We start from the raw sequence: 5,852 nt of genomic DNA on the forward strand, positions 1-5,852 counted from the left end.
ACGACGGGGTCTCCTCCGCCGAGCGGCACCTCTTCGACCTGCGTACCGCCGCAGCCGACGACTCCCGGATTCTCGGAGCGCTCGGTGACGGCGGGCTGCTGCCGCCCGGCCCGGACGTGCTGGCCACCGTGGAGTACCTCGGTGAGCACGGCATCCCCGCGCTGCCCGGCTGGCGTTACCTCGCCCAGGCCGTCGACCCCACCGACCACGCGCGCGTGCTCGCCGCCCGGCCCGAGCTGGTCGACGGCGTGATCATCACCGACCCGGGCACGCACGCGCGTGCCCGTGAGGCCCTCAACGACGCGGCCCTGCTGCCCCGGTCCGCCGTGGCGGTCGGTACGGCCGCCGCCCTGCTCGCCCCGACTCCGGCGCCCGACGCGCAGACCAGCGACGTCTTCCTCGTACCGCCGAACCCGGCCATGCACGACGAGCACGCCGCCGACGAGGAGCGGCAGGCGCTGCGCGCGCGGGCGGGGCAGCGGGACGAGGAGATCCGTACGCTCGCCGCGCGGCTCGGCAAGGACCGGGAGCTGGCGGCGCGGCTCGCGTCCTGGCGCACCGGCTGCCCGAGCGGGCGGCTGGTCGAGCTGGCGCAGGCCGCGCGGGACACGCGCGCGTTCGCCGAGGAGGCCGAGGCCGAACTCGCCGAGGCGCGGAGCGTGCGGGCCGAGGCCGACGAGACCGCCGCCGAGGCCGCCCAGGTGCGTGACGAGCGGCAGGAAGCCGCGCAGAAGGCCCGGCGCGCCGCTGACGCCCTCGCCGGACTCGCCTTCCGGCTGCGGGAACGCGCCGGCTGGCAGGTCAAACTGCGTGAACTCGCCGACGAGGCGGCCGAGTCGGAGGCCCGCGCCCAGTCCTGCCTGGAGCGCGCCCGCGCCGCCGACGAGGACCGCCGCGCCGCCCAGCGCGCCGCCGACGACGCGCGCCGTACGGCCCGTGCGCTGCGCGCCGAACGCTCCGAGATCGCGGGCGCCCCCGACGACGTACCGGAAGACGACCCGGACACCCGCAAGCCCGCGCTGGCCGCCCTCCGCGAGGCCTATCGGGCCGCTTCGCAGCTCTACGAGAAGGTCGGCGTCGGCGCCGACCTGCGGGCCGAGCAGGCGCGGGCGGAGAGCGACGAGAGCGCGGCGATCGCGGAGTTGGACCGGCTCAGCAACAAGGTCCGCACGCGTGCGGCGCAGTTGCTGGAGTCGCCCGACGGTTCCGACGGGCCGTCCCGGCAGGCCGCCGCGGCGCGTGCCGAAGAGCTGGTGCAACTGCTGGAGACCCGGGTGTCCACCGCGAGCGAGCAACTCGGGCGGCTGCGCGGCGAGGCCGAGCGGCACGCGCCCGAGGACGGCGAGGCGCACACCGAGCTGGCCGAGGAACTCGTCCCGCGCGACGCCGAGCACGCCCAGGCCCTGCTGCGCACGGCGACGGCCGAACTCGGCTCCCGCGCCGACGCGTTGGGCCAGGCCCGCGAGGCGCACGCCGAACTCCTCGACGCCCATCGCGCCGCCGAGGATGGAGCCGGCGGTTTCGACGAGACCGCCGCGATGCTCCGGGACCTGATGCGCGAACACTCCTCGGACGAGGAGCAGGAGGAGCCCGAGCCGTACCCGGGCAGCGTGGAGGAGGCCCGGCACTCCGCCGCCGAGGCCCGCCGCTCGCTGCGCGGCTGCGCCGCCGACCTGTCCGCCGCCGAGGCCGCCGTACGCGAGGCGAGCGATGTGCTGGTGCGGCACGCCAACTCCACGCGCTACGAGCAGGTACGGACCCCCGCCCGGCAGCAGATCCGTGAGCTGCCCGCGTCCGCGCTGCCCGAGCACGCGCAGAAGTGGGCCGACGCCTTCGCGCCCCGACTCCGCGTCCTCACCGACGAGTTGGCGCAGCTGGAGCGCAACCGCGACTCGATCGTGGACCGGCTCCGCGGGCTCGTGGAGTCGGCGCTGGCGACTCTGAGATCCGCGCAGCGGCTGTCCCGGCTGCCCGAGGGGCTCGGCGAGTGGTCCGGGCAGGAGTTCCTGCGGATCCGCTTCGAGGAGCCCGACCAGGCCACGCTCACCGAGCGGCTCGGTGTGGTCGTCGACGAGGCGACCCGGGCCGCCGTGAAGAAGAACTCCGACATGCGACGCGACGGAATGTCCCTGCTGCTGCGGGGAGTTGGCGCCGCCCTTGAGCCCAAGGGTGTGGCCGTCGAGATCCTCAAGCCGGACGCCGTCCTGCGCGCCGAGCGCGTGCCGGTCGGGCAGATGGGCGACGTGTTCTCCGGCGGTCAGCTGCTCACCGCGGCCATCGCCCTGTACTGCACGATGGCCGCGCTGCGCTCCAACGACCGGGGCCGCGACAAGCACCGGCACGCCGGCACGCTCTTCCTCGACAACCCGATCGGGCGGGCCAACGCGACCTATCTGCTGGAGCTGCAGCGCGCCGTGTCCGACGCGCTCGGTGTCCAACTCCTGTACACCACCGGCCTGTTCGACACCACGGCACTGGCCGAGTTCCCGCTGGTCATCCGGCTGCGCAACGACGCCGACCTCAGGGCTGGCCTCAAGTACATCAGCGTGGAGGAGCACCTCCGGCCGGGCCTGCCGCAGCAGGCCCCTGCCGGAGAGGGCGAGTCGGTGCACAGCGAGATCACGGCGACCCGGATGTTCAAGCGTCCGGCGCCGACCGCTCCGTAGGCGAACTGCCCGCAGGCGAGCCTCAGGAGTGTGACAGCTGCCCGGCGCCGCTCTTGCGGGCTATCCGCTCCTGGGCACGCTCGCTGGACCGCGCCTGACGCTGGGCCCGACGCCGCTCGCGGCGGAGGGCCCTCGCCGTGCTGCTGGGCTCCGAGACCACGCCGTTGCGCTGGTTCCACATCTGGCGGGTCACCCATACGTCCAGGGCGCCCCACGTGGCCACCACCGTGCTCACCACGCTGCTGATCACCATCGGGAACGCCAGCCAGGACCCGGCCATCGTGCACAGGAAGGCCACCGTCGCCTGGATCAGCGTCACCGCGATGATGAGCACCGCCCGGACGGCCGCCGTGCGCACCGGATCGGGCAGCCGGCGCCGACGCGCGGGCTCCTCGATCCACAACGGCCGGTAGTACTCCTGCTGTTGCGTTGTCGCGCGAGCCGAACGCGGCTCGTCGAACTCCGCCGCCGCGGGCTCGCCCGAGCCCCTCCGGGCCTCGCCGCCCGTCGTCGTACCACCGTCTGCCGCGATGTCGCGATCCGGTGCCTCACGGCGCCGCTGCGCCGTCGACCGCGCCGCCACGCTGTCCTCAAGCGCCTCTTGCCGCTCCGCCGTGCCCATCAACGTGTCCTCCCCACCGCCGGTACACCACTCGCCCCGGAGTCCGAAGACTCCGACTCCCCAGTGGGTGCCCGGCTTGCGCTGTTTTACGCCGCACGGTTGCGGATGTGGCTCGTGTGGCCGGTTCCGCCCCCATGTCCCGTAGAGAAAGACGAACAACATGCCACGAAGATTCCCAACGGACGAAAAATTCCGGCCAACTGGCCAAGTGGACCGACGGGGTGGGGTGTGGCGATCCCGGGGATATCGGGGCGGCAATCTCCCGCAATGACCCGACAACTCCCCATGTCCGGTCTCTGTTGCGGAAGTTCACGCTCCGGACAGCTCTTCGAGTTACCTCTGTGTCAGTAGTAGGCTCGCGCCGTTTGTTGACGTACATGTGTACCCCCGGCCGGCGGGGGTCCAGCTGGGGGAGGCCATGCGCTTTCGCGGGAAGTCCATCCGCCGGAAGATCGTGGCGCTCCTTCTCGTGCCGCTGGTGTCACTGACCGCGATCTGGGCGTTCGCCACGGTCCTCACCGGCCGGGCGGCCGGGGACCTGTTCAACGTGTCGTCGGTCGTCGAGAAGATCGGCTATCCCACCGAGGACACGGTCCGGGCCATCCAGCAGGAACGCCGGCAGTCGCTCGTCTATCTCGCCGACCCGCGCGGCGCCGACGGGCTCACCGATCTCAGGCGCAGCCGCGCCGCGACCGACGAGGCCGTCGCCAAGATCCGCAAGAACGCCGACAACCCGGACGTGCGCGACGCGATGGGGCAGGCCACCGACAGCCGGGTCGCCGCGGTCCTCGACGCGTTCGACGGGCTCCAGTCCCTGCGGCGCAGCGTCGAGGACGGCACCGCCAACCGTGGCCAGGCCCTCGGGCTCTACAACCACCTGGTCGACCCGTGCTACGTGCTGCTGTCCAATCTCCATGTCGTCGACAACGTCGAGATGGACAAGCAGTACCGCGCCCTCGTGAACCTCGCCCGCGCGCGGGAGTTCCTCTCCCGTGAGGACGCCCTGCTCGGCTCCTCCCTGGTGGTCGGCAAGCTCACCCGGGACGAGACCCGCGACGTCTCCGACCTGGTCGCCCAGCGCACCCTGATGTACGACGTCAACCTGCCGCTGCTGCCCTCCTCGGAGCGCGGCCACTTCGAACGCTTCTGGAAGAACGCGGCCAGCGCCCCGCTGCGCGTGGCCGAACAGGCCGCCGCCTCCACCACGTCCGGCACACCCCGCAACGTCACCGCGCAGACCTGGAACACCGCGGCCGGCGCGGTGCTGGTCAAGCTCGGCACCCTTGACGACCAGGCCAACGACCGCTACCAGGACCGTGTCCGCCCGGTCGCGATGAGGGTCATCCTCAAGGCGGCCGTCGCCGGCGTCCTGGGGCTGATCGCCCTCCTGTTCTCGCTCTTCCTGTCGGTGCGCATCGGCCGCGGCCTCATCCGCGACCTGCGCCAACTGCGCCTGGACGCCCACGAGGCCTCCGGTGTCCGGCTGCCCAGCGTGATGCGCCGCCTGTCCGTCGGTGAAGTGGTCGACGTGGAGACCGAGGTCCCGCGCCTGGAGTACGACAAGAACGAGATCGGCGACGTCGGCCAGGCCCTCAACACCTTGCAGCGCGCGGCAGTTGAAGCCGCCGTCAAGCAGGCAGAACTGCGGTCCGGTGTCTCCGAGGTGTTCGTCAACCTCGCCCGGCGCAGCCAGGTCCTGCTGCACAAGCAGCTCACCCTGCTCGACACCATGGAGCGCAGGACCGAGGACACCGACGAACTCGCCGACCTGTTCCGCCTCGACCACCTGACGACCCGTATGCGCCGCCACGCCGAGGGCCTGGTCATCCTCTCCGGGGCCGCCCCGTCCCGGCAGTGGCGCAAGCCGGTCCAGCTCATGGACATCGTCCGCGCGGCCGTGGCCGAGGTCGAGGACTACGAGCGCATCGAGGTCCGCCGGCTGCCGCGCATAGCCGTCACCGGCCCCGCCGTGGCGGACCTCACCCACCTGGTGGCCGAACTCCTGGAGAACGCCACGGTGTTCTCCCCGCCGCACACCGCCGTCCAGGTCCTGGGGGAGCGGGTCGCCAACGGCTTCACCCTGGAGATCAACGACCGCGGCCTCGGCATGGCGGCCGAGGCACTCCTGGACGCCAACCTCCGGCTCGCCGAGACACCGGAGTTCGAACTCTCCGACACCGACCGCCTCGGCCTGTTCGTCGTCAGCCGGCTCGCGCAGCGGCAGAACGTCCGCGTCTCGCTCCAGCCCTCCCCGTACGGCGGCACCACCGCCGTCGTGTTCATCCCCGACGCCCTGCTGAGCGACGAGGTCCCGGACACCAACGGCATCGGCTTCCGTCTCGACCGGCCCCGGCCCACGAAGGAGGCCGAGCTGGAGGAGAGCCGCCGCTCCGCGCTCTCCCAGGTGCCCGTGAAGCTGCCCGGTCTGCCGCCCGCCCTCCTGGACGGACCGGTCGAACTGGAAGCCCCCGTGGACCTGGACGCCCTCGAAGGCTTCCCGAACGGGCTCGACGACGAGGACGGCGAGCGCGGCGGAATCTTCCGCCCCCGCCGCGCCTCCACCC

At 72.6% G+C, this 5,852-nt stretch carries 3 protein-coding genes; 2 read left to right on the plus strand and 1 reads right to left on the minus strand.

All coding sequences use genetic code 11. From position 1 onward, the window contains the following. A partial coding sequence (locus AC31A1_RS45410; RefSeq protein WP_489658934.1) for a coiled-coil domain-containing protein occupies positions 1-2,666 on the plus strand: 2,666 nt, incomplete at its 5' end. Positions 2,667-2,688: 22 nt separating this feature from the next. On the opposite strand, the gene AC31A1_RS45415 is transcribed toward AC31A1_RS45410, so the two are convergent. Beyond that, positions 2,689-3,288 carry a hypothetical protein gene (locus AC31A1_RS45415; protein WP_489658935.1) on the minus strand — a complete coding sequence of 200 codons (600 nt, stop codon included), beginning with the start codon at positions 3,286-3,288 and terminating at the stop codon, positions 2,689-2,691. A 418-nt stretch (positions 3,289-3,706) separates the two neighbouring features. Here AC31A1_RS45415 and AC31A1_RS45420 point away from each other — a divergent pair. Then, the coding region (locus tag AC31A1_RS45420; RefSeq protein ID WP_489658936.1) for a sensor histidine kinase at positions 3,707-5,852 on the plus strand (2,146 nt) is incomplete at its 3' end.

It is taken from the genome of Streptomyces sp. P5F9, from assembly GCF_057961495.1.

Bases quoted from the DNA above. Each gene is read 5' to 3' on its own strand.
- AC31A1_RS45415 (WP_489658935.1), bottom strand. From the start codon at position 3,288: ATGGGCACGGCGGAGCGGCAAGAGGCGCTTGAGGACAGCGTGGCGGCG.